Raw genomic sequence first — 26,540 nt, forward strand, 5'->3', positions numbered from 1 at the left:
TGGTGCAGCTTTTTTAAAAAAATTATTGCTTATGAAATACGTTTATCTATTTATTGTATTAAATTTTGTTTCTTTTTCTTTTGCATCGAATAGTTTACACAATGGTACTGTTAAAGGTATAGTGTATGACGAAAAATCCAATGCACCCATTTATAATGCAAGGGTAATAATTATATCTTTAAATAAAATGACCTATACCGATGAGCTTGGTTTTTTTCAATTTGATGATATTGAAGCAGGCGATTACACCATTGAAGTTTCATATTTAGGTTATGAGAATAATACTTCAATGGTAGCTATAATTGATCACCAAACAAGTCCAATTAGAATAGACTTAAAACAAAAAAACTTAGCTTTAGCAGAAGTGACCATTTCTGCAAATGCTCTTGAAAATAAAAGTCTCTTGTCCGCTATTGATTTGCAATTAAGACCTATCAATACATCTCAGGATGTTTTAAAAATGGTTCCTGGATTATTTATTGCACAACATGCAGGCGGTGGAAAGGCGGAACAAATATTCTTGCGTGGTTTTGATATTGATCATGGTACAGATATTGCATTATTTGTAGATGGAATTCCTGTCAATATGGTCTCTCATGCTCATGGGCAAGGTTATGCTGATCTACACTTTTTAATACCAGAAACAATTGATAAGGTATCATTTAGTAAAGGACCTTTTGATCCAAAAATTGGAAATTTTGCAACGGCAGGACAAGTAGAATTTAAAACAAAATCCAGATTGGATAAAAATTTAGTTTCACTAGAACTGGGAAAATTTAATTCTCAAAGAGTTACATCATTATTTAAATTACTAAACTCAAAAGATCAACACATTTATGCTGCCTTGGATTTTAATCACTCAGATGGATATTTTAAATCACCTCAGGACTATCGTAGATTCAATGGATTATTAAAATATAATGCTAAGGTTTCTGAGAATCATTATGTAACAGGATCAATATCGGGATTTACAAGCAGATGGGATGCTTCAGGACAAATTCCAGAACGCGCTGTACAATCAGGTATCATTGATCGATTTGGATCTATTGATGATACAGAAGGTGGCTTAACATCTAGGTATAATGCATCTATTCAGTTAAACTCCAATTTATCAAATAATGATTTTTTTAAAAATCAATTTTATTATTCCAAATACCGTTTTGAACTATATTCTAATTTTGCTTTTTTCCTAGAAGATTCATTAAATGGGGATCAAATTAAACAAAAGGAAAACAGAGATCTTTTTGGATACAAGTCCGAATATTCAAGAACTTATTCATTTGGTTCGTTAACTTGGAATGCTACTATCGGTGTACAATGGCGACTTGATGCAACCAACAATAGTGAATTGTCTCACACCAAAGATAGAATTGAAACCTTGAACCAATTAGCGTACGGAGATATTGAAGAATCCAATTATGGATTATATACGGATCAATCATTTCATTTTGGAACTCAATGGTCTGGTAATATTGGCCTCCGTTATGATCATTTTAATTTTATATATAGAAATAAATTAACAGCAGAATATGATAAATTATTAGTCAACAAACATATCGTAAGTCCTAAATTAAATCTCAATTATAAATTAAATTCAATGATTAGTTTTAATGGACATGCAGGATATGGTTTTCATTCTAATGACACAAGAGTTAATGTCAGTCAAACAAATCGAGACATACTTCCAAAAGCAATAGGCTTTGATTTTGGATTTAATATAAAACCAATAAAAAATTTATTATTGACAGCTACATTGTGGCAATTAGATTTGGATCAGGAATTTGTTTACGTAGGAGATGCAGCAATTGTAGAACCTAGTGGAAAAACAACGCGACACGGTGTTGAAGTTTCATTGCGATATCAAATAGCTCGCGCATTATATTTTGATACAGATATAAATTATACAAAGGCTAGAGCAATCGGTGAAGCAAAGGGTCAAGACTATATTCCTCTTGCGGCTAAATGGTCTAGCATTGGTGGGATTACACTTGAAAATAAAAAGGGATTTAATGGAAGTTTGAGATACCGTTATTTGGGTGACCGATCAGCAAATGAAGATCATTCAATAATTGCAAAAGGATATGTTGTGTTCGACGCACTTTTAAACTATACTAAAGATAAATGGGAGATTGGGATCTCTGTTCAAAATTTATTGAATACCGATTGGAAGGAAGCTCAATTTGAAACAGAAAGTCGATTGCAAAATGAAACTGAATCAGTTACAGAAATTCATTTTACACCTGGTACTCCCTTGTTTTTAAAATCACATTTAACTATTTATTTTTAGCCTTTTGCTGGTATCAAGTTTGCCACTTGGGCCCGACGAAATAATTTAATGAAATAAATCTAATTTAAAAAGTGTCCTCGGCACTTGATAGAACCTTTAAGCAATTGAGATAAGGCTTTGTAAACTGCTTTTGTGAGATATGTTTAATCCACTCATTTAAACACCTTCAAAATGAGAAACGCTCATTTTTTTTTACAGTTATTCAAGATTCAGAAACATCAAATCCTTTTTCGATAAAATAATTTTTAATATTATCAATCTCCTTGTCTGTAGCTATAAAGTAAATTTGATCTATTGTTTTTTCATTTTGATTAAACCTAATCCAGTTCCTATTAAATCCACCCCAACCATAATGAATTTTTATAGATTTGACAATATTCAAGTCAATTGACTTTTGCTTGCCAAAAATATATGTAAACTCAACTATTTCCTCATCTTTAACCCACGATTTATAAGCGAAATTTGAATAGATTTTAAATACTACAATAATAGAAAATATAATAAATACTGAAGTTAATAAATTTAAACTATTCCATAGTATAACTGCAAACAATATTCCAAGAAAAATATTGCTTATAATAATGTCAAAATATATTTTTTTATCATCAAATAATTCAATTAAATTTTTATCTGTACTTTTCATTTTTCTTTTCGTTGTCTATTCTTTCAAATTTTAGGGACAATTGAAAATAAATATTTTGTTATATCATTTAATCTCTTGCTGGCATTAATTTTCTCGTCACGGCTGTCGTCAAGTTTCCCTGCTGGCGTCAAGTTTCTAACTTGTGCCCAACGAAAGTTTATAAATATTTCCCCTTGCTGGCATCAATTTTCTCAATACTTAGTTCGAAACAAGTTCAACTTGTGCCCCAACGAAAACCATTACAAAGGAATATTTCCATGTTTTCTTCTGGATCTAGGCTCGGCTTTATTTTCTAAAGATGCAAATGCTCTAATCAATTTGATTCGGGTCATTTCTGGAAGTATCACTTCATCAATAAATCCTCGATAAGCAGCATGATACGGATTGGCAAATTTTTCAGCATATTCAGCTTCTTTTTCGAGTAATGCTTTCTCTTGGTCAGTAGCGTGATCTATATCTTTTTTAAAGATAATTTCGCTGGCGCCTTTTGCACCCATCACAGCGATTTCTGCACTTGGCCAAGCGAAATTAAAGTCTGCACCTATGTGTTTAGAGTTCATCACATCATAAGCGCCTCCATATGCTTTACGTGTGATTACGGTAATTCTTGGAACAGTGGCTTCACTAAATGCATAGAGTAGTTTGGCTCCATTGCTGATGATAGCATTCCATTCCTGATCTGTGCCTGGCAAGAATCCTGGAACATCTTCTATGACTAAAAGTGGAATATTGAAGCAATCACAAAATCGAACAAAACGCGCACCTTTTTTTGATGCATTGACATCAAGGCAACCTGCCAAAACCATAGGTTGATTGGCAACGATACCGATGCTTTTACCGGCTAATCTTGCGAAACCTACTACTATGTTTTCAGCATATTCTGAATGGATTTCATAAAAGGAATCTGGGTCACATATTTTCGAAATAATATCCTTGATTTCATAAGGTTGATTGGGGCTATTCGGAATATGATCACCAAGATTTAATATGGTTTCATCTTTTAAAGTATATGGAAGGTTGGGTGCTTTTTCTTCACAATTTTGTGGAAGATAAGCTAATAATTTGCGTAATTGGATGAGAGCATCCACATCGTTTTTTGCAGTCAGTTGTGTAACACCTGATTTACTGGCGTGTGCATGAGCTCCTCCAAGGTCTTCAGCAGAAACTTCTTCGTTGGTTACTGTTTTAACAACATTCGGGCCTGTTACAAACATGTAGGACGAATGCTCCACCATTAAGATAAAATCAGTCATGGCAGGTGAATACACGGCACCACCGGCACAAGGACCCATAATAGCAGACAATTGTGGCACAACACCTGATGCTTTTACATTTCTATAAAATATATCAGCATACCCACCTAATGATCTTACGCCTTCTTGAATCCGAGCCCCACCGGAGTCATTCAAGCCTATTATAGGAGCCCCATTTTTTAGAGCCAGGTCCATGATTTTACAGATTTTTTCGGCATGGGTTTCTGAAAGGGAACCGCCAAAAACAGTGAAATCTTGAGCATAAACATAAACCAAACGGCTATGTATAGCCCCATATCCAGTCACAACACCATCCCCATAAAATAATTGTTCATCCATCCCAAAGTCTGTTGTTCGATGAATAACGAGCATGCCTAGTTCCTCGAAACTACCATTATCTAGTAAAAGTTGGATTCGCTCGCGTGCCGTTAATTTTGATTTACTATGCTGAGAATCAATCCGTTTTTGGCCGCCGCCAATTTGAGCTTCACTTATTTTGATCTTAAGTTCGTCTATCCTTTTCTGCATCATAATACGGCGAAGTTATGCAAAAAAGAAGAAATGCAGGATTGTCCCTTGTTTTAGGGATTGAAATTTAATTTTTTTTGATTTAGAAGGATTTGAAGTAAGGTTTAACTGCTTTATTCTAATTTGAATTTGATGGGTAATGTATAAATGACATTTACAGGTTTACCATTGATCATTCCTGGTTTCCAGGTTATATCTTGGGCTAAATTAAACAAACAATCTCGGGCAGCCTGATCAAATTCTGGAGTAACAGATTTAATAATTGTAGGATGCTTTAGTTGTCCAAATTCATTTATGATGAATGTCAATATGGTGGTTCCCTCCTTATTGTTTTTTTTCATCTGTTCTGGATAAACGAGTTTGGAACTTATATATTTCATAAGTTCAGTAGTTCCACCGGGAAATTCAGGCATGATTTCTGGAACAGTATGATAGTCTATACTTTCTTGAACAATTTTTAATTGTTCAATATTTGTTTTAGGATCAAATATGGACATTGTATCAATGGAAGTAATGGTTTTAATTTCATCTTTTGGATTATTTTTTTCATGCTGTGAAAAACAAGAATAGCAAAAGAGAAAAAAGAATGGAATTAAAAAGTAAATCATACTTTGTTGGATGGAATATCTTTTAGTAAACATCATAATTCGTATTTTTAAATGTGAAGAAGCAAAAGAGTGAATAATGGGTGGATTCAAATGTGTTGTATTGGATAATTGAATTAATAATCTTGCATATTGATCGGCTGGATACTGTAATAATACTTTTCGATCCGCTTGAAATTCATGTACCAGTTTGAGTTCCTTACGGTACAAATAGATAAGTGGATGAAATGGAAAAATAAGAAGTAGCAATTGAATGAAAAATAAATCTAAATAATGCTTATTGATAATATGAGCTTTTTCATGGTTTATGATAACTGCTCGTTCATGTTCATTGAATTTAAATTGTTCTGGAAGCACTATAGTGTTTAAAAAAGAAAAGGGCATCGCTATGGTATCTGAATAATGAATTTGAACTTCTTTTTTAAACAAATTAAGATTGGGAATAAGCTGTCTAATTTGTTGTAACGATTTCATTAATTGAATCAACGAAATAAGCACAGCAATTATGTAAATGGTATACAATATATAAAATAAATGGACATGAATATGTGTTCCAACGCTGTTTGATTTAATAGTTATTTCTTGCAATTGAACGGCAATGAATTGTATAGGTGTATCTTTGATTGCTGGTATTGTCAGGTCCCCTTGAGGTATAAATGGAATGATTAATCCCAATATTAATGAAGTCAATAAATAGATCCGATTGATGACAAAATAACTTTGATTGTGATAAAAAATCACATAGGGGATTAACAATATTCCCCAAATCAATCCTGTCCAAATGATGTAATGTAACATACTACTTTTTTTTCGATTTGTCTTTCAATTGACTTAATAGTTTATTGATTTCAACTTCCGTAAGCTTCTCTTCTGTAACCAGGAAGGAAACGAGTTCTTCAGGTTTATTGCTGAAATAATGTCTAATCATAGATTTGATTTTCATTGCGGCATATTGATTTTTAGAAACTATAGCAAAGTATTCATACGTTTTTCCATAAGCTTTGAAATTCAAATATTTTTTGTCAACCAGGATCCGCAAGAACGTGGAGACAGTAGTTGGTGCTGGCATATTATCATCTAATTGATGATTCCGAAAGTACTCCATGATCTGACTCATAGTACACGGACCAATTTTCCAAATGATTTGAATAATGTTTTCTTCACCCGGCGTGAGCATATTGATTGATTTCATAATTCAAATATACTATAAAATTAATCTATGAACTAAAAATTTAGTTTATAAAAATAAATATTTATATTATATATTTATATTTTCTTATAAATTAATTATTTATAATTGTAAATATTATTTAATATGATGTCTAGATAGTTACTGGATTCAGATTTTGACTTTAAGCCTCTCAAGTTGTCTAATTTTTATTTCGCCCATGCATCTCTGGCCTCTGGCACTTGCCACACCGATTGATTATTCTCCAGGCTGTTGAACATGGGCAGCCATTCAGCAGGTCCACCCGAATTCATGAGAATATCGTAACGTCTTAATTGAAGAATAGGATTCAATGGATTAATGAGCACTGGGCAGGCTTCTACGCAAGCATTGCAGGAAGTACATGCATAAATTTCTTCTTTGGTAATTAAGTCAAATAGAGATTTACCATCATCAAACGATTTTGGGTCTCCATTTGATATATGCTGTCTTGCCAGTATTAAATGACCGACTTCTTCTGTTCGATCCCTGATATCCATCATCACTTTACGAGGGCTTAATTTTTTGCCGGTCAAATTAGCTGGACAAACGTCTGTACATCGTCCACATTCGGTACAAGTATAAGCTTCTAATAAAGTTCGCCATCCCAATTGTTGTATGTCTTTTGCCCCAAAGATTTCTTCTTCAGCAACATCTGCTTTTTGTTCCAATCCAATCATGCCTCTAACTTCATTTTCTATGCTTGGCATATTGGACATAACACCTCTGGGATTAAGCCGACTATAATAACTATTTGGAAAGGCTAAAAATATATGTAAGTGTTTAGAGTGAGGTAAATAAAGCATAAAACCAAATACAATAAATATATGCAACCACCATCCCATACGTTCCAATATAATGAGCCAATCTGAAGATAATGGACTTAAAATATGTTGACCAAAATAAGAGGATAAATAAAAGGTTCCAGTAGCCGGGTAATGATCCGTACCTAATGATTGTAACACTTGGTCAGCTCCATTCATCAAAAAGATACTAATCACGAGTACAATTTCTCCCATTAATATCAAATTAGCATCCAGGGAAGGCCACCCCTTAAGTTCTGGTTTTTGGAATCTTATTAATTTTAAAATATTTCTTCGATACAAAAAGATGAAAGTTGCCACCAAAGCAAGAAAAGAAAGCATCTCAATGGCGTTAATCGCAATAGGGTAGAGGATACCTATATGATTCGAAATGGCTCTGTGATGACCGGAAAAACCATCGATAAAAATCTCAATCAATTCTACCTGGGTAAGCAAAAAGGCCACATAAATAAAGAAATGGAATATTCCTGCAATGGGTCTGGTAAACATTTTCTTTTGGCCTAATGCAAACAGAATCATATTTCTAGTTCGCGAGGAAGAAGTGCCCTCTAATGGCTCATCCTTACCTAATTGTATATTCGTATAGATTTGGTAAAATTTCCGAATGGCTTTGTTAAACACCAGTATACAAATTATGCTAAAGCAGATCTGCTGAATCATATTCAAAGATTAATTTCAGTTAAGGTATTATTTTTGCAACTTTGAACCAATTATTCATAAATTAGTCCTCAAAGTAACATGATAATTCTGAATCAGCGTCAAATCCAACAAAAAATTAAGCGTATGGCCATTGAAATTTTTGAGGCCCATGCTGATGAATCGACTATTGTTTTGGCCGGAATTAATAGCAAAGGCCTTGTTTTGGCTCATTTGATAGCACAAGAAATTGAACAATTAAGTTCACTGAAAGCTACTATTTGTAATCTAAGCATCAATCCAGCAGAACCTTTAAAACATCCCATAAGCTTGAGTCTGGAACATAAATTGTTAAAAAACAAGGTTATGATTTTAGTCGATGATGTTTTAAATACAGGACGTACTATGTTTTTTGGTTTTAAACCTATTATGGATGTCATTCCTAAAAAAGTAGAAATCTGTGTTCTTATAGAACGAATGCATAAGTCATTTCCAATCCGGGCGGATTATGTAGGAATGAAATTAGCCACCACCATTAAGCAAAACATTGAGGTTTATTTTGATCAGTCTGTTGCATTGGAAGTGCAACTCACTTAAACTAGCATTAATTTAAAGCTAGCTTTGCAGTAGCGTATCCCAGATCATACAATTCCTGAGTAGGTTTAAGATCAAAACGACTGTATTTAGCTATTTCTACTGTTTCGATGAGTATATCCGTCAATTTTTTCTGTGCTGTAGTATGATTGTCTACTGATAATTCTAAGACCCGGCTGATTAAATTAAAATAGCCATTAAGCTTGTCATTCGTAGAGACACCAATAGGCATAAGATTTACCGCGATAATTTGATCACAAAATTCGCGGATAGGCTGTACAGGAAGATTGAGCAAAATGCCCCCGTCTAAATAAAAGGATTCATTCATTTCTACAGGTCTGAAAACCAATGGTACGGCGCATGAGGCTACAACCCTTTTGTAAATTTCACCTGAAGAAAAGATTTCAAGTTTTCCTGAATTCAAATTGGTCGCAGTAATATATAATGGAATGTGCAATGAAGAAAAATCATTTATGGGTATAAATTGTTCCAACATTTCATGAACATATTTCAAATCTGAAATTCCATTTTTTGGATATTTAATTGAAAAAAAATCATACCATTTCGTTTTCAATAAAGTATCCAACATAGTCGCGGGGCTAACTCCTGCTGAATACAAACACCCAATGATTGCACCTACACTGGTTCCTGAAATAATGTCTGGTTTAATGTTAGCTTCTTCTAGGGCTTGCAATACACCTATGTGAAATGCTCCTCGAGCGCCTCCTCCGGAAAGTACAAGTCCAATTTTCATGGTTTTATTTAACCATTAATTTTAATGTTTTTTGTTTATGATCACCAATTAACTGAAGTGCATAAATACCAGATTGCAATTGAATATCCAATTTAGAATCAATAGTTTTACTTTCTAACAGTTTGCCATCTAAACTTAAAATATGAACAGTAGAATAATCATTGATTTTACCAATAAAGTATACGTAATCTGCACAAGGTTGAGGTGATAATTGGACATCAGCACCCGGATTTAAATCTTGATTTGACGTACTAAAACTAAGATCCCTCAAATATCGTGGAATGATTTGATAATCTTCGGTAAATGGATTTGTAGCATCGAATTGACTTCCTATACCGGTTACATTAACTCGATTACCTCCCAAGGCAGTATTAGCAATATCAGTGTTGTCATCGATTCTCATAACAAACTCTTTAGTCCCATTCGAAATTCTAACATTAAATCCGGCGCCACCACCTATCCAGTCTGAAGGATTTACAATGATCATATTATTCATTTTCACCAGATTCGATTCCGTATTCTCATCCAATACAGTAGTGATTGTGGGTGTCTTGAGTGTATTATTACTTGAATTTACCCAAATGGTATCCAGGTTAATTTGAGTTAGACCTCTAAATTGTTCTATTTTTCCTTGTACTGTAACTTCATCACCCTCCTTAACAGTATATCCGAAGTTTTTGGTAGTAGAAAAAACACCAATTCCATCAGATGGATCTATAATGGTGAATTGTAAACCAGATGTCCCTAAATAGTCGATTCCATAGACTACACCCTTTAATTCGCACTTTGTCCCAATTGAATCTGCCACACCTGAACTTGGATTTATACCTGTAACTTTAGAGATACCATATTTAGGATAAAATTTACTTGCAGGAATGTATGGGCTGATGTCAGTGGTATACCGGGGCATTAATTGATACCCTTCATTATAAGGCGAACTGGGGTCATTTTGCCAACCCAATCCTGTGATATCAAAAGTTCCTGATGGTGGCTCTTTTGTTAATAAATCACAATCATTGTCTATTCTGACATCAAAATTGGCAATGCCATTGGTTACTTTCACTGTAAATCCTAACGGATTATTGGTCCATTGTACCGGATTGACCAATTGTGCATTTCGAATTTTTACCAATTGTGCTTCTGTGTTTTCGCTTAAAGCCAGGATGGGTTGTGCAGTACTTAATGTATTGTTGGTTGCGATTTTAATGATTGTATCAGCCTGAATTTCAATAAGTCCATTGAATTGGATGACGGTGCCTCTCACTGCAATTCGGTCACCTTCCTTAACAGTGTATGAGAAACTGGCATTAGCATTGAATACGACAATACCATCATCAAATTTGTCAATTAAAACAAACTGCAGTCCTGCTGGTCTAAAGTTTATACCATGAACAACCCCTTCCAGTTGGCATTGAACATTTAATGAATCCACTTCGCCGTTATTGTTTACAGAACTGATCAGACCGACCGGATAACTTGGATATTGAGAATTTCTGGGTTTTACGATGATCTTACCTTTCATTTGGTTTGGATGTTGATCGCATTGATAATTATATTCTCCTAGAAGGTCAAATCGTTTAATAAATGTCCAATTACCGATCGTAGGTGGGCCATTTATAAATCCTTCAGGGTTATTGGGAAAAGTTGCATTGCTTGCATTTACATTATGAGTTCCACTCACATTTTTCCATTCCACATGTTCACCTACAAAGATTTCTAAATTGTTAGGCGTAAATGCAAAATCCGATGATTCTATAGTATAATTGGCACATTCTACATTATTTGCTTTGCCGGGTGTAGCAAATATTTTGAGTCCATCTATGGTTTTGTTGGTATTGGTGGTTGATCCTTTCCAATATTCTGATCTTGAATTATCAGCTGTAGTTCTGCATAATTCCAACGAAGAGCCATTTCCGTCAGCTAATGCAGGCCAGCCATTAACATCATAATAATGTACGCTATCTATAGGTATTCCATTTTGATCTTTGAGAGTGATCACTTCGTTGTCATTGCGCAAAGCACCTGAAGTCCATTCTAATGCCTTGAATCCAAAAACCGAGTCAAAAGCAGCTGCATTTCCACAAATAAGAAAATAGGATTTGGGATTAATGAAGGTATCTGGGAAAATGATATTGACCGCATCATCTATAATATAATCCTTTAAACTTAGAACGCTGTTTGACGTATTATACAATTCAATATATTCAAGTCTGTCATTTCCAGCTTCTGGAGGATTGTACATGATTTCATTAATTATAATTTGACCATTTACATTTAAAAGGAACAAATTAAAAAAACAAATAATGTGAACTAATTTTCTCATTTTCAGTAGTTTAATGAAGCAAAGGTAATTTAAATTAGCCGATTTTTCAATATTAAGGCTTTGGTTTTTTAAAGTTCAATTTCAATTCAATTTACCATGGTTTAATTAAAATTTAGTTCATTCACATTAAATCCAAGGATAAGATCATAGGTTGATTCCAAAGTAAATTTTTATTTTCAAGAATTTATTTACGAATTAATAGTCACAAGAAATATATCGATTGATTTTTTTTATTCTTGTCCTATTCTTAAAAAGCTAATTTTGGAATATTGAGAAGGATGCCTTGTGATTGATTGGTTAATGTTTATCTTTGCCATGGAAGTAAGGTAGTTCCATGAATCTGGCAGGCTTATAAATATGAAGAAAAAGCTTAAAATATTATTGAATAAAGAACAACTATCTCGTACTATTGATCGCCTATGTTATCAATTAATAGAACATCATAACCACTTTTCAGATTCATGTATTATTGGAATTCAAAACAAAGGGGTTTTATTGGCCAAACGAATCCAAAATAGAATAGAAGAAATTGAAAACATCGACAACATTCCATATGGTAAATTGGATATAACTTTTTTTAGAGATGACTTCAAAACTTCTGATAAAATTCCAAATCCTTCCAGCACAGAAATTAATTTCTTAGTTGAAAATAAACGTGTCATTTTAGTAGATGATGTATTGTATACCGGTAGGACGATACAGGCTGCATTGCAAGCATTGAACCATTTTGGAAGGCCAAAGTCAGTGGAATTGGTCGTTTTGGTAGATCGCAGATTTAATCGTCATTTGCCCATTCAGGCTGATTATGTTGGTCTCAGAGTGGATGCTTTAGACGAAGCTTACGTCAGATTGGAATTTGAAGAAGAAGAAGGACAAGATAGGGTATTGATTTATGATGCAGGACAAGTAGCGGTATGACAGAACAAAAATTATCTACACGACATCTAATTGGTATAAAAAATTTAACGGTTGAAGATATTCAAACGATTTTACAAACATCAGCTCAATTCAAAGAAGTACTCCAAAGACCTATTAAGAAAGTTCCATCACTTCGAGATGTGACTATAGCTAATATGTTTTTCGAAAATTCTACCCGAACCAAATTATCTTTTGAACTTGCTGAGAAACGACTTTCTGCGGATATCATTAATTTTTCTTCTTCAGGATCATCAGTGAGTAAAGGTGAAACGCTGCTGGATACCGTGCAAAATATTTTGGCCATGAAGGTGGACATTATAGTTCTCAGGCATTCATCCGTAGGCGCTGCAAAATTCATAGCAGATCGGGTTAAGGCTCAGGTAGTCAATGCTGGTGACGGAACCCATGAACACCCTACACAAGCTCTGTTAGATGCCTACTCGATACAAGAAGCTTTAGGATACATTAAAGGGGCCAACGTGGCCATAATCGGAGATATACTCCACTCAAGAGTTGCATTGTCTAATATCATTTGTTTAAATAAATTGGGTGCTAAAGTTACCGTATGCGGGCCACCAACACTCATTCCTAAATTTATTCAATCCCTTGGAGTACATGTGGATTATGATTTAGATCGGGTTCTCAACCATTGTGATGTAGCGAATGTATTAAGAATCCAAACAGAGCGTATGGATTTACAGTATTTCCCCTCCGCCAATGAATACGCTCAGTTTTTTGGAATAAATAAAGCCAGATTAGACCAGTTGAATAAAAAGATAATACTCATGCACCCGGGGCCCATAAATAGAGGTGTTGAATTAAGCACAGATGCCGCAGATAGCGAACAATCTATTATTCTGGATCAAGTTGAAAATGGTGTTGCAGTGAGAATGGCAGTATTGTATTTATTGGCAAATCAAGGCAAAAACGTGTCTTAACTTTCGGTCCGGGCACTTTTTTGGAAACGTTAAGGTTATACTAATAATAGATGTACAACGTTTTTAATATGATACTTCTGTATAAATTTGTGTTGTAATTTGTACCATGTCCATGAACAAACTATTCATTACCTTAATTGGTCTATTTGGCTATTATAGCTTTCTGACAGCTCAAAAATATGAGATACATGTCAAGATTGAAGGCTATACTAATGATACCTTGTTACTTGGGTATCAATATGGTGATAAACAATATATTAAGGATACAGCGCTCATTAAAAAAGGTGAATTCGTATTTCAAGGCGATACTGCTCTAGAGTCCGGCATGTATTTGATTGTACTGCAACCCACACATGATTACTTCCAGATTTTAGTTGATTCTGATAAACAGAAATTCAGCATCTCATCGGACGTTAAAACGCTTAACGAATCCTTGAAATTTAAAGGATCAAAGCTGAATGATGAGTTCTATGATTATATTAATTACATAGGTATCCAAAAGAACAAGGCTGACAGTTTAGGTGATTTGTCGAAATTAGAGAAAGATCCTAAGGAAAAGGCTAAGTTGGAGCAGGCATTAACTAAAATTGATCAGGCTGTAAAAGATAAACAGGAGTCCATCATTAACAGAAAAGATAAAAGCCTCCTCGGTCTGCTCATTAATTGGAGCAAAGATGTTGAAATACCTAAATATGAAGGTACAGCAGATGAAATCAATGAAAAGTCCTTTTTATTTTACAAAACCCATTTTTTTGACGGGGGAGATTTTTTGGATGATAGGTCATTGCGATTGCCATTATTTGCTTCTAAAGTGAATCGATACCTTGAAAAACTAACCATTCAGGTGCCTGATTCCATTAATGCTGCATTGGATTTTATTTTATCAAAGTGTAAAGAAGGTTCTGAAATTTATAAATATGTATTGTCCAATAGTTTGAATACCTATGCCAATTCCAAATATGTAGGAATGGATGGAGTTTATGTCCATTTAGTGGAGCAATATTATGCTCAAGGCAAAGCGCCATGGATTCTGGAAGAGCCTTTAGCAAAAATGGTACAGGATGCCAAGTCCTTAAAACCATTACTTATTGACAAAATAGCTCCCAATATCACGGTTTATAAACAGGATTCTACGCCTATTAGTTTGCATGATATCAAGTCAGAATATACCTTATTGCTCATTTGGGCTCCAGATTGTGGACATTGTAAAGAATCCATGCCAGCAATTAAAAAATTTTATAGTGAGTATAAATCTAAAGGGGTAGAAATTTTTGCATTATGCTCCAAGACCGGGGATGTTAAAGCATGTTGGGATGGAGTTGAAACCCTTGGAATGAAAGATTGGATTAACACTACTGATCCTGAACATAAATCACGATTTAGGATCATTTATGACGTAAAAACAACACCACAAGTATATATTTTAGACAAAGACAAAAGAATCCTGACCAAGAAGATTGGAGCTGAACAATTGCCGGAAGTCATGGAAAAGTTATTTAGAATTAAAGCAAACGAAACCAAAGAAAAGTAGGGCTACAAAAATAATTTTTATTCAAATACTAACATATTACAAAAAAACGTAATATATTTGTATCTGATTTTGATTATTTAGTATTTAAAATACGACCAATGAAATGTTTTAAAACCTACGTCTCAGGACTTTACGTCCTATTTGGAGTATTATTAATGGCCTCTTGTTCAAAGGAAGTGCCCACGGTAAACTCTTCATCACTTGACCTTGCAGACAATGCTCTAGTAAGAGAATGGTATGACCTAAGTCTTCAGCTCATACCTAAATGCAATGGTTATTCCGAACCTATTGCCGCTAGATCCTTGACTTATGTATCTTATGCAATGTATGAGTCTTTGATCCTTGGTCTTCCTTCTTATAATTCGCTACAATTAAGAGCGGATGGGCTAAAAACTACTTTGCCCCAACCTGATCATCAGAAGGAGTATAACTGGGCGATAGTTGCAAATGAGGCAACTGCTTTTGTTGTGTATAACATGTATTTACCTTCGGGAAATAACATATTAAAAGTTGATGAGTTAAAAAATAATTTCAACCTAAAATATTCTAGTGGATTAACTACTGAAGTGGTTTCGAATTCTGTTGAATTGGGTAAAAGTATAGGTCGGGCTATTTATAAATATTCACTGACTGATGGACAGAATGAAGCCTTCTTATATAATTACCCAGATGACTATGTCTTAACTTCAGGCCCCGGACAATGGATTCCTTCTTCGCCAGACTATGAGCCAAAACCAATGTTGCCTTATTGGGGAAATGTAAGACCTACTATAAATGATAATATTCAAATTTCTTTAAGTAAAGATTTACAATATTCCACTTCACCGAATTCAACAATTTATGCTGAAGCTTTGGAAGTGTATAATTTAAGTCAGAATTTAACAAACGACCAAAAGGAGAGCCTTGAATATTGGAACCGTTATATGGATTCACATGCTACTGCATTGTGCCACAATATGCTTTTGACCATACAATTAGTAAAGGAACAACAATTGGATCTGCCGAAGACCCTTGAACTTATGGTTAGAATGTCATTTGCTATGCATGACGCCTATGTGGCAACATGGAATGTGAAGTATAAAATGAACCTCTTAAGAGTTTCTACTTATATTAAACAAAACATTAGTCGATTCTATATACCGGAAATGGCCTCCATGCCAGTTCCTGAATTTGTATCAGAATCTGCAGTGATCTATAGCCTGTCATCAGAAATTTTAGCAGCAACATTTGGACATCGTTTTCCTTATATGGATTACACCCAAAAAGATAGAAAAGACTTAAGATCTAAACAAAGATATTTTGAGTCTTTCGAACAAATGTCTAAAGAAGCTGCATACTCTGACATTTATGCCGGAGTTCATTTTAGATCCAGTATAGATGCAGGATATGATTTGGGTTTTGATATTGCACAACAACTGATCAAGTTCCCTTTAGCTTCAAAATAGGATTATTTTAAATTATATTAACCTGAGTAGTCCCGGTGCAATAGTTTGCATCGGGATTTTTTTTTAAATTTACTTTTCTGTACGCAGATACATATTTTTTAAAAGCAGAATTTGATAAAAGCCAAATCTTGCTTATGTAAATTTTTTTATTAGAATTGTTTGATATGATAATTAAAAGTCAGAAATCTTAGGTATTGAAAATTATACTCAATGGTTTGATATTTTTCAGTTGCAAAAGTATTTGATTGTGGATCATTTGATAAATTGTAATCAATATGTTTTATTTTGTTGAAGAAATATCCTAAGCGGAATCCGGTCTCAATGGAAACACTGAAACGTTCTGTAATTCGATATTTAATTCCAAAAAAGGGATTGGCAATAGGTCCAAAATTTCTCGTTTTTTGGTAAATTCTACCGTCCCCATTGGAAGAATAGTAATAATATGTTAAAGGTATATTATACGAATACTTAAGACCGAAATCTAAACCGTAATAAAAATTAAATCGTCCATAAAAATCGATATGTTCATAGCCGATTCCACATTCTATGAAATGGAATATTTTACCTTGATCAGTATTTGCAACTTTAATTGGTGAATTTTCGTCAAATTTAAAATCAGATTGCGTTGCTTGTGTTCCAGACAATGAAATCAGATACCGCAAATTATTGCTATAACTTATGGGCACCAACTTTCCAATCGTTTTTCTGGTTTTAAAAACCAAACCACTACTGGGACTTCCTCTCAATATACCTTTCACATCTAAACCTACTTCCCATTTATATTTTCGGTTATTAAATTTTAAAGAATCTTGTGTTTGCGAATAGGCAAGATTTGAAATGAGCAAACAAAATAAAACGGGTAAATTCTCAATGCGCATTATACAACTTTTTGTAAATGTAAAGAATTCCCTAAAAGTATATTGGAAATACAATCAAGTCATTAAAAATAAATTTAAAAGGGCTCATGTTATAGTAGACTCATTCAAGTCCATTATAACAACATGCTCAGTGGATTTTCCAAAAATCCTTTTAAGCTTTGGAGGAACTTAGCTCCAGTGGCTCCATCCACAGCTCTATGATCACAAGATAAAGTCACCTTCATACGGGATGAAATAACTATTTGATCATTTTTTACTGCAGGCTTTTTAGAAATGGAACCAACTGCAAGTATACAAGCATCGGGAGGATTAATGATGGCTGTAAAATCTTCAATATCAAACATTCCTAAATTAGATATGGTAAAAGTATTGCCTTGCATTTCATCTAAATTTAGTTTTCGGTCCTTAGCTCTGGTAGCTTTATCCTGAACTTCAGTATTGATTTGCTGTAATGATTTTTGGTCTGTATTCCGAATCACAGGGACCACTAAGCCATCTTCTATCGCAACAGCAACACCTATATGAATATCATTATGGTAGACCATGGTATCGCCCATCCAGGATACATTCATTCCTAAATTTTGTCTTATAGCAGCGGCGCTTGCTTTAACTATGATATCGTTGAATGATATTTTAGAACTCGAAATGGCATTGATTTGTGCACGAGCTGCTACACAAGCATCCATATCTATTTCTGTGGTTAAATAGAAGTGTGGTGCAGAAAATTTGCTTTCAGCAAGCCGGGATGCTATAATTTTTCGCATTTGACTGACCGCAACGACAGTATCCCCTTGACTTGGTGCTGCTATTGTGGATGCCTTAACTGCTCCTGATTTTGATGAAGCTAAATTGTTTTCTATATCTTTTTTGGTGATCCGGCCTTGATCTCCTGTTCCTTGAACTTTGTTTAAATCAATGCCAGCTTCTTTAGCTATAGATTTAGCCAATGGAGAGGCTTTAATTCTCGATTCAGTTGGTCCTGAAGTCGCAGCTTGTATCGGTTCAGTTGTCGGAGAGCTGCTTTTATCTGCTGTTATTGAAGGACTTACTGGCTTAGGCGTTTCAGCTGAATTACTTAATAAAGCACTGATGTCTTCTCCTTTTTTACCAATGATGGCAATGATCCCATCTACTGCTACATTTCCACTAGGAACTGCAATATGTAATAAAGTCCCATCCTGAAAAGCTTCAAGATCCATGGTTGCCTTATCCGTTTCCACTTCGGCTAGAATATCTCCTGGTTTTACGGTATCACCAACTTTTTTTAACCAACTTCTAATAACACCAATTTGCATGGTATCACTTAGTCTCGGCATTCGGATTATATCGGCCATATATATCTAATTTAGTTGATTAATCCATGTCGAAAGTGATGCATGGATTGAGCTAAATCGGAACAAAACTAATGGAATTTGTATAAATTATCATGGCTGTTTTTTAACGGCATGGTTCGGTCCGGGATTTTTTCGATTTATATATTAAAAAAAGTCCTAATTTTAGGCTTATGAAATACACATCGAAATTGATTGAAGAAGCTGTAGAATCATTGAGTTTGTTGCCTGGAATAGGTCGAAAGTCGGCATTGAGGTTAGCCCTTTTCCTGGCTCAGCAAGATCCACAAAAGGCAAAGCAAATAGGCAAATCGCTCATACAAATGGTCGAACATTTAAAGCAATGCAAACAATGTTCTGCTTATTCTGATGATGTGATTTGTGAGATTTGTGCGAATCCGACCCGAGATCAGACGACCATCTGCGTTGTAGAATCCATCAGGGATTTATTGGCTATAGAAGAAACCATGCAATTCAAAGGGCTTTATCATGTTTTAGGTGGATTAATATCTCCATTAGACGGTATTGGACCTGAACATTTAACCATCTCAGGGCTGGTACAAAGAATTAAAAACAATCCAATTAAAGAATTAATTATGGCTTTGCGCCCTTGCATTGAAGGCGATACAACCATTTATTATGTCTCCAAACTTGTAGATCCGAATGATGTAAAAATTAGTTTAATAGCCCGGGGCGTTTCGTTTGGTGCAGAATTGGAATTCGCCGATGAAATGACCATTAGTCGCTCTATTGCAACACGAAGTCCATATGTTCTTCACGATAAATCCGTCGTGTGACCTTAAGTATTATCATCGTTAATTATAATGTTAGACATTTCCTGGAGCAAGCAGTTTCTTCTGCCCTTTCTGCACTCAAAGGATTGTCCGGAGAAATTATTGTTGTAGATAATGCATCGGTAGATGATTCAGTTGAAATGATGCAACACCTATTTTCGCAAGTTCAATTGATTGAATCTAAAACGAATTTGGGGTTTTCAAAAGCCAATAATATTGGAATTCAAGCAGCCAAAGGAAAGTATATATTGTTATTGAATCCGGACACTTTGGTACCGGAAAATTGCTTCAAGACCTGTATTGATTTTATCGAAAAAAACAATGATGTCGGCGCACTGGGCGTAAAAATGCTCGATGGCTCGGGAAAAATGTTGCCGGAGTCCAAAAGAGGATTTCCATCACCTTGGGTTTCTTTTTGTAAAATGTTAGGATTGCATTATGTATTTCCACATTCCAAATTATTCAACTACTATTACCTAGGGCATCTCGATTCAAACCAAAATCAGGAAATCGATATACTTACAGGTGCTTTTTTTTTAGTTAGGCGAAGTATTTTGGATGAGATTGGATTGTTGGATGAATCTTTTTTTATGTATGGCGAAGATGTTGATTTGTCTTATAGGGTTCAAAAAAGTGGTCATAAAATATATTACCTGGCAGACACACAAATAATCCATTATAAAGGAGAAAGCACAAAAAAAGTCAGTTTGAATTATGTATCGACTTTTTATAATGCCATGATTATTTTTGCTAAGAAACATTTTAGTGGTTCTAAAAAATCTGGAACCATTATGTTTTTAAAATTTGCTATAATGCTCAAAGGCTTACTGGCATTAATCAAAACATGGTTTAGGGCTTTTAGTTTTATCATAATTGATTCATTAGCTATACTCACCGGGGTATATTTAGCAAAGCGATTTTGGTCCATATGGTATTTTCAAACAGAATATTATTATCCTTCGCCGATCATTTGGTTCAATGCTGTGTTATATACCTGTGTTTGGATTTTTGCTTTTTTTATACAAGGTGTATATGAAACAAAATTCAAAACGGCTTCCTTGCTTTTAAGTACCATTTTTGGTTTATTTATAAATTTGGTAATCTATTCATTATTACCTGAACATTATAGAGCATCACGGATGATCTTATTACTGTCCTTTTTGTGGACATTAATTTATGCTATTCTGAGTCGGATGGTGTATAATAAAATAGCTTGGAATAGATGGGTGATAGGCGTTGATAAAAGGAAACAAATTGTAGTTATAGGTTCACCTTCAACAGCTGAAAAAGTGAGCTTGATTCTAAATGCTTCAAAAATAGAACATCAAATTTCTAAAATCATTTCCCCAACGCAAATTACATCTGATCCCAATTACTGGAAAGAATTGGTAGCAGTTTATCAGGTTGATCAAATCATTTTTGGAAGTCCCAATGAATTGCAGGACACATTTGGTTTGAGTATGAATCAGGTTTTGTCATTTATCAATCTCATTCCTGCTCCTGTTGAATTTAAAATGATTACAGAAAGTGGTCAAGGTATAATCGGAAGTCCTTCTAAAAATAATCCTGGTGAATTATATACATTTGAAGTACAGTATAATCTATTGCAAAAAATTTACTTGAGACAAAAAAGAATTTTTGATCTTTTCTTTTCAATAAGTGTATTCGTTTTTTCATGGCTTATTATTTTAATCCAACACAATAAATTAAAATTTTTATCGAATTTATATGAAGTCATGATCGGTAAAAAAACCTGGGTGGGATATTCTAAGGAGATAGCTAAAAAATATCAATTGCCAATCATTAAATCGAGTGTCATCATTCCAAGTATCGGCTTGATGGAACACCAATTAGAGGAGTTGAATGAACCGATGATCAGGAATTATGCCTGGAATTATTCTGTATGGATGGATTTAGATATTTGTTTAAGAGCAATTAATCAATTAGACCAATGAGTAAAGTATTAAATGTGTCTTTTATTAAATCATTAATAGCCACTCATGAGCGAGAATTTATTCAAATTAGACGAGACTTGCACCAGTATCCTGAGTTGTCATTTGATGAAAAAAATACAAGTTTAAAAATTCAGTCATTATTGTCTCAATGGAATATAGATTTTACAGCTGGTTGGGCTGGATATGGAATAGTAGGAACTTTGGTTGGTGAAAAAACCTCAAGTGAAATTATTGCCCTGCGAGCTGATATGGATGCGCTTCCAATTCAAGAGACGACTAATGAAGTATTTTCTTCTCAAAACAAAGGGATAATGCATGCTTGTGGTCATGATATTCATACTACATGTCTTTTGGCTGCATTAAAAGTTTTGAAAACATGTCAATCTGATTGGGGAGGGACTGTAAAATTTATTTTCCAGCCGGCTGAGGAGAAACTCCCGGGTGGTGCATCAATCATGATTAAAGAAGGCGTGCTACTGGAGCCAAGACCAAGTGTAATTATAGGACAACATGTCCAACCCAAAATGCCAGTTGGTTCAGCCGGAATTTGTTCGGGATTATCGATGGCTTCTTGCGATGAATTATACATTACTATCAAAGGCAAAGGAGGTCATGCAGCCCTTCCACATCTGGCGGTTGATCCCATTCAAATCGCCGCCCAGGTCGTACTGGGATTACAAACTTTAATCACCAGAGAAAAGCCACCTATAGTCAATGCATTATTGAGTTTTGGTAAAATGAATACAACAGGAGGGGCAACCAATATAATTCCGGATGAAGTTAGATTGGAAGGAACTTTTAGAGCTATGGATGAAGAATTTAGGAATTATGCCCATCAAAGGATCCATGCAATAGTCAACGAAATTTGTGAAGCCTATAAAGGTACTGCAGAAATTACTTTGGATAAGGGTTATCCTTGCTTAATCAATGACACCAGTGCCAGTATAAAATGGAATGAATATGCGTCTGAATATATTGGAATTCAAAATGTTGCAAAGGTTCCACCTCGTATGACCTCTGAAGATTTTTCGTATTATAGCCAGCACATTCCAGCTTGTTTTTATCGATTAGGTGTCGGTGAAACAACACAAGTACATACCTCAAGCTTTAACCCTGATGAGGGTGCTATTGCTGAAGGTGCGGGATTATTAACCTGGCTTGCCTTGCGTTTTTTAGGAAACACATAAAATATTTTTGTTATTTGTAATTAAATATAATTCAATTCATTATCTTTGTAGCTCAGAATTAGTTGCATTAATAAAGATCAATTTTAGGCAAATGGCAAGAATTTTAATTGTAGATGATGAATCCGCCATCAGAAGGGCACTACGCGATATTTTGGAATTGGAAAAATATCAGGTAGATGAGGCTACTGATGGTTTAGATTGTTTGGTGAAACTGAAGCAAAATGAATATGATGCTATCATTTTGGACATCAAAATGCCCAAAATGGATGGCATGGAGGCTTTGGATAAGATTCAGTTATTGTCCACCGATACACCCATAGTAATGATCAGCGGTCATGCCACCATTGATACAGCAGTCGAAGCGGTCAAAAAAGGTGCCTATGATTTTATTTCCAAACCACCGGATTTAAATCGATTGCTGATCACCCTAAGAAATGCTATTGATAAATCTTCCTTGATTTCTGAAAAGAAAATTTTACAGCGCAAGGTATCAAAGTTTAAAACCCAGGAAATTGTAGGTGAATCTAAAATCATACTAAAAGTTAGAGCAACCATAGATTTGGTAGCCCCAACAGAGGCAAGAGTTTTGATTACAGGACAGAATGGAACTGGAAAGGAGTTAGTTGCTCGGTGGATCCATGAAAAGAGTCTCAGAAATAATGGGGCCATTGTAGAAGTCAATTGTGCAGCCATTCCTTCAGAATTAATCGAAAGTGAATTATTTGGTCATGAGAAAGGTTCATTTACCTCAGCCATAAAACAAAGATTGGGAAAATTTGAATTGGCGAATGGTGGTACACTATTTCTTGATGAAATTGGGGATATGAGCTTATCAGCCCAAGCCAAAGTATTAAGAGCCTTGCAAGAAAATAGAATAACAAGAGTAGGCGGAGATAAAGAAATACCCGTAGATGTCCGGATCATTGCTGCTACCAATAAAGATTTGCGCGAGGAGATCAGTAAAGGAAATTTTAGGGAAGACTTGTATCATCGATTAGCTGTTATCATTATTGAAGTTCCTTCACTCAATGAAAGAATTGAAGATATTCCGGTATTAACTGAGCATTTTATGGAACACATTTGTCATGAATATGGAATGCCATTGAAACGAATAGACGATTCAGCTATTGAAGAGTTACAGAAATACAATTGGACTGGAAATATTCGTGAACTAAGAAATGTCGTTGAACGATTGATTATATTATCGAAGCAAAAAATTTCAAGAAAAGAAGTTTTAGATTATGTTATACCAGCTAGTCAAAGGCATAATAAATTTAAAGAATTGTTTGAGCAATTTGACAGCGTACAAGAGTTAAATGAATTTATTAAAAAGGAATTTAACGCGTATAAATCAGTATAATCAACAAGTTATTCATCGTATTTATTTCCTCATTATTGATGAATTCGTTTGTTCATTTTCTTAAATTATGAAAACAAAAAAACAATGGGCCGAGCTAAAAGCTGAGAATAGTTGGACTATGTTCAAGGTTATTGCTGAGCTTGTTGACGGTTTTGAAACCATGCACAAATTTGGTCCTTGTGTTTCTATTTTTGGATCAGCCAGAGTTAAATCAGAACACCCACATTATGACCTAGCATTCAGGATTGCAGCTCGTTTGACAGAGGAAGGATTTGGAATTATCACGGGTGGGGGACCTGGTGTTATGGAAGCCGCTAATAAAGGGGCACATGATAATAATGGAATCTCAGTAGGACTTAATATCCAATTGCCTTTTGAGCAATTTACAAATCCGTATATCGATACCGATAAAAATTTACACCACAGATATTTTTTTATCCGAAAGGTAATGTTTGTCAAATATTCGCAAGCCTTCATTGCGCTACCGGGAGGATTTGGGACACTGGATGAATTATTTGAAGTCTTGACCTTAACTCAAACAGGTAAAATAAATAAGGTTCCTATTATATTGGTAGGATCCGATTTTTGGAAACCCTTGCGTGAATGGATTGGGAATACCATGCGTGACCAATTTCATTATATTGGAGCATCCGATTTAAATTTCATGCCCATCGTAGATGAACCGGATGAAGTCGTTAGAATTATTAATGAATTCTATGGTCGGGATGATTCATTAGGACTTCGTCCTACGTTTGAATTATAGTTGTCAGTATTTTTTAATTAAAATGGTGACATTATATATCATTAAGAAAAGTTATAATTAAAATTTAAATTTGCGGGAACCCATCCACGACCCTTCATTTAGAAAGGGAAGGGAGAAATATACTGATATTTTTATGTTGATCAATTATTTATAATCAATTGTATATTTACTGTGAAAATCGAATTATTAAAAAATCATGGTTCCTATTCTTTCTCTTAAACACAAAATTTTCAATAGTTCCTTTCTTTCTAATATTTATGTTTAATCCACTTCTAATAACAGTAGCTTGTTCTATTTATTTCATGAAATCACCACAACCGTAAAACTCCTTAGTATCTTTTAACATGATGACCCTGGCATTATAACTTTTTTTATTCATGTCTTCACAAGGTTTTCTGTCTAGGTAGAATTCAATTTCTTTTTTCTCATTATTAAACTCCAATTGTCCTAATAAGAATTGACCTGTTTGTCCTTCATTGGAGGCTTCTACTTCTTGCATAAGTCCGATCCAGGTTTGTTTTTCATCTTCCAAGGTTAACTGAACTTCAAAAATAGCATTTTGAATTTGTCCAACTTTGAGTTTCCAATTGGGGTGATCACCCTTGCCAACAAAAAAGGGTATAGCATCGCTTTCAATTTCCGTAATATTACCTTTCGGATAGTCCGGTTTATTTACTGGTCCACTGGGCGTTTGAGCTTCCGGGGCATATCTGTTTTTGGAGGTGCAATTCAATGCGATGAAACAAATGAGGAGTAGATTTTTATACATGAATTTAATTTAAATAAGGTTAATATTTTCGATCTAAAATGAGCGTTACGAATTCCCGCAATTTATTTTTTTGCCATGATTCACATTCCATTTGCTGAATGATGGCTTCACATTTTTCTTGATAAGACAAATAGCGTTTGCTGACTTTGTTTTTTATGTCTAATTGTTCAAACCATTTTCCGATTTTTGCCAATTTGTCTTCATCATTTAGTTTGAGTTTATAATCATTTAATAATTTGTGTTGGTTCACAGAATCAAGATCCTGGAGTGCTGTTAAAATTAAAATGGATTTTTTTCCTTGGAGAATATCACCACCGATTTTTTTTCCAGTTTGTTCGCTATCCCCATAGAAATCCAACCAATCATCATGAATCTGAAATCCAAGACCAAGGTTGATTCCCAATTCATATAATGTTTCACACAATGTTGCATTACATTTAGATAACAAAGCTCCCATTTTTAAAGATGCAGCAAGTAATACAGAAGTTTTTAATCGAATCATTTCCAAATATTCTGATAGGGAAACGGTTTCTCGTTGTTCAAAATCCATATCAAAACGCTGACCCTCACAAACTTCTTTTGCGGTTTGCAAAAATAATTCTAAAATTTGTTCTGTTTGATTTTCTCTACTACATTTATTAATTAATTGTGTTGCCTCGACGAGCATTACATCCCCGGACAAAATCGCTGCATTAATACCATACTTGTGAAAAACTGTGGGTTGACCTCTTCTGGTTTCTGCATTATCCATAATATCATCATGCATCAAGGTGAAATTATGAAACATTTCTAAAGCTAAGGCTACAGGTAATCCAGAATCAATATTGCCATTAAAGGTATTCTGTACCATCAACAAGGCCAGAGGTCTGATTTTTTTTCCACCTTGCCTCATTATGTATCCCACAGGTTCATACAAGTGCACTGGATCCTTAATAAAGTCATATCGGGCAGAATATTCCTGATAAGCTGCAATAAGATCATCAAAGGGTCTTATTTTTGCCTCAACCATAGCTGTTT

General features: G+C 34.5%; 22 protein-coding genes. 11 read left to right on the forward strand and 11 right to left on the reverse strand.

The window, feature by feature from the left end:
* Nucleotides 1-31: 31 nt before the first annotated feature.
* Nucleotides 32-2,287, forward strand: a complete 2,256-nt coding sequence (locus IPK88_12245) for a TonB-dependent receptor (protein MBK8244189.1) — start codon at nucleotides 32-34, stop codon at nucleotides 2,285-2,287.
* A 202-nt stretch (nucleotides 2,288-2,489) separates the two neighbouring features.
* On the opposite strand, the gene IPK88_12250 is transcribed toward IPK88_12245, so the two are convergent.
* From IPK88_12250 to IPK88_12270, 5 genes are all read right to left on the reverse strand, one after another.
* A complete protein-coding gene (locus tag IPK88_12250; protein MBK8244190.1) occupies nucleotides 2,490-2,930 on the reverse strand; it encodes a hypothetical protein in 441 nt (146 codons plus the stop codon).
* A gap of 239 nt (nucleotides 2,931-3,169) precedes the next feature.
* Nucleotides 3,170-4,711 carry an acyl-CoA carboxylase subunit beta gene (locus IPK88_12255; GenBank protein MBK8244191.1) on the reverse strand — a complete coding sequence of 514 codons (1,542 nt, stop codon included), beginning with the start codon at nucleotides 4,709-4,711 and terminating at the stop codon, nucleotides 3,170-3,172.
* 113 nt (nucleotides 4,712-4,824) lie between these two features.
* Nucleotides 4,825-6,114: an energy transducer TonB gene (locus IPK88_12260; GenBank protein ID MBK8244192.1), complete on the reverse strand. Its 1,290-nt coding sequence runs from the start codon at nucleotides 6,112-6,114 to the stop codon at nucleotides 4,825-4,827.
* A gap of 1 nt (nucleotide 6,115) precedes the next feature.
* Complete coding sequence (locus IPK88_12265) at nucleotides 6,116-6,508, reverse strand: BlaI/MecI/CopY family transcriptional regulator (protein ID MBK8244193.1); 393 nt, start codon at nucleotides 6,506-6,508, stop codon at nucleotides 6,116-6,118.
* Nucleotides 6,509-6,693: 185 nt separating this feature from the next.
* Nucleotides 6,694-8,007, reverse strand: coding sequence for a (Fe-S)-binding protein (locus tag IPK88_12270; GenBank protein MBK8244194.1), 1,314 nt, complete (start codon nucleotides 8,005-8,007; stop codon nucleotides 6,694-6,696).
* A gap of 78 nt (nucleotides 8,008-8,085) precedes the next feature.
* On the opposite strand from IPK88_12270, the gene IPK88_12275 reads away from it, so the two are divergent.
* Nucleotides 8,086-8,580, forward strand: coding sequence for a phosphoribosyltransferase (locus tag IPK88_12275; GenBank protein MBK8244195.1), 495 nt, complete (start codon nucleotides 8,086-8,088; stop codon nucleotides 8,578-8,580).
* A 7-nt stretch (nucleotides 8,581-8,587) separates the two neighbouring features.
* Here the strand turns inward: IPK88_12275 and IPK88_12280 are convergent, their stop codons facing one another.
* Nucleotides 8,588-9,331, reverse strand: a complete 744-nt coding sequence (locus IPK88_12280; GenBank protein ID MBK8244196.1) for a patatin-like phospholipase family protein — start codon at nucleotides 9,329-9,331, stop codon at nucleotides 8,588-8,590.
* Between the two features lie 4 nt (nucleotides 9,332-9,335).
* Nucleotides 9,336-11,654 carry a lamin tail domain-containing protein gene (locus IPK88_12285; protein MBK8244197.1) on the reverse strand — a complete coding sequence of 773 codons (2,319 nt, stop codon included), beginning with the start codon at nucleotides 11,652-11,654 and terminating at the stop codon, nucleotides 9,336-9,338.
* A gap of 357 nt (nucleotides 11,655-12,011) precedes the next feature.
* Here IPK88_12285 and pyrR point away from each other — a divergent pair, with 357 nt between their 5' ends.
* The 4 genes from pyrR (at nucleotide 12,012) to IPK88_12305 (ending at nucleotide 16,486) form a co-directional block, all read left to right on the forward strand.
* Entirely contained in the window at nucleotides 12,012-12,572 is a 561-nt protein-coding gene (gene pyrR / locus IPK88_12290; GenBank protein MBK8244198.1) for a bifunctional pyr operon transcriptional regulator/uracil phosphoribosyltransferase PyrR, read from the forward strand.
* Entirely contained in the window at nucleotides 12,569-13,510 is a 942-nt protein-coding gene (locus IPK88_12295) for an aspartate carbamoyltransferase catalytic subunit (protein MBK8244199.1), read from the forward strand. The genes pyrR and IPK88_12295 overlap by 4 nt, the downstream gene beginning before the upstream one ends.
* A gap of 112 nt (nucleotides 13,511-13,622) precedes the next feature.
* Entirely contained in the window at nucleotides 13,623-15,041 is a 1,419-nt protein-coding gene (locus IPK88_12300) for a redoxin family protein (protein ID MBK8244200.1), read from the forward strand.
* A gap of 98 nt (nucleotides 15,042-15,139) precedes the next feature.
* Entirely contained in the window at nucleotides 15,140-16,486 is a 1,347-nt protein-coding gene (locus IPK88_12305) for a hypothetical protein (protein MBK8244201.1), read from the forward strand.
* 149 nt (nucleotides 16,487-16,635) lie between these two features.
* On the opposite strand, the gene IPK88_12310 is transcribed toward IPK88_12305, so the two are convergent.
* Nucleotides 16,636-17,364 carry a hypothetical protein gene (locus tag IPK88_12310; GenBank protein MBK8244202.1) on the reverse strand — a complete coding sequence of 243 codons (729 nt, stop codon included), beginning with the start codon at nucleotides 17,362-17,364 and terminating at the stop codon, nucleotides 16,636-16,638.
* Nucleotides 17,365-17,477: 113 nt separating this feature from the next.
* Nucleotides 17,478-18,698: a 2-oxo acid dehydrogenase subunit E2 gene (locus IPK88_12315; protein MBK8244203.1), complete on the reverse strand. Its 1,221-nt coding sequence runs from the start codon at nucleotides 18,696-18,698 to the stop codon at nucleotides 17,478-17,480.
* Nucleotides 18,699-18,868: 170 nt separating this feature from the next.
* Between IPK88_12315 and recR the strand changes: the two genes are divergently transcribed.
* The 5 genes from recR to IPK88_12340 all read left to right on the forward strand — a co-directional run bounded on the left by recR (nucleotide 18,869) and on the right by IPK88_12340 (nucleotide 24,754).
* The gene (recR, locus tag IPK88_12320; protein MBK8244204.1) at nucleotides 18,869-19,492 is read left to right on the forward strand and encodes a recombination protein RecR; all 624 of its coding nucleotides are present in this window, start codon (nucleotides 18,869-18,871) and stop codon (nucleotides 19,490-19,492) included.
* A complete protein-coding gene (locus IPK88_12325) occupies nucleotides 19,489-21,444 on the forward strand; it encodes a glycosyltransferase (GenBank protein MBK8244205.1) in 1,956 nt (651 codons plus the stop codon). Before recR ends, IPK88_12325 begins: the two co-directional genes overlap by 4 nt.
* Nucleotides 21,441-22,631: an amidohydrolase gene (locus IPK88_12330; protein MBK8244206.1), complete on the forward strand. Its 1,191-nt coding sequence runs from the start codon at nucleotides 21,441-21,443 to the stop codon at nucleotides 22,629-22,631. The genes IPK88_12325 and IPK88_12330 overlap by 4 nt, the downstream gene beginning before the upstream one ends.
* A gap of 91 nt (nucleotides 22,632-22,722) precedes the next feature.
* The gene (locus tag IPK88_12335) at nucleotides 22,723-23,991 is read left to right on the forward strand and encodes a sigma-54-dependent Fis family transcriptional regulator (protein MBK8244207.1); all 1,269 of its coding nucleotides are present in this window, start codon (nucleotides 22,723-22,725) and stop codon (nucleotides 23,989-23,991) included.
* Between the two features lie 67 nt (nucleotides 23,992-24,058).
* Complete coding sequence (locus IPK88_12340; protein ID MBK8244208.1) at nucleotides 24,059-24,754, forward strand: TIGR00730 family Rossman fold protein; 696 nt, start codon at nucleotides 24,059-24,061, stop codon at nucleotides 24,752-24,754.
* A gap of 295 nt (nucleotides 24,755-25,049) precedes the next feature.
* Here IPK88_12340 and IPK88_12345 read toward each other — a convergent pair whose 3' ends face one another.
* Together IPK88_12345 and IPK88_12350 are read right to left on the reverse strand one after the other, a co-directional pair.
* Nucleotides 25,050-25,523, reverse strand: coding sequence for a hypothetical protein (locus IPK88_12345; GenBank protein ID MBK8244209.1), 474 nt, complete (start codon nucleotides 25,521-25,523; stop codon nucleotides 25,050-25,052).
* Between the two features lie 19 nt (nucleotides 25,524-25,542).
* The gene (locus IPK88_12350) at nucleotides 25,543-26,532 is read right to left on the reverse strand and encodes a polyprenyl synthetase family protein (protein MBK8244210.1); all 990 of its coding nucleotides are present in this window, start codon (nucleotides 26,530-26,532) and stop codon (nucleotides 25,543-25,545) included.
* Nucleotides 26,533-26,540: the final 8 nt, after the last annotated feature.

This window comes from Candidatus Defluviibacterium haderslevense, assembly GCA_016712225.1.
GTDB lineage: Bacteria > Bacteroidota > Bacteroidia > Chitinophagales > Saprospiraceae > Vicinibacter > Vicinibacter haderslevensis.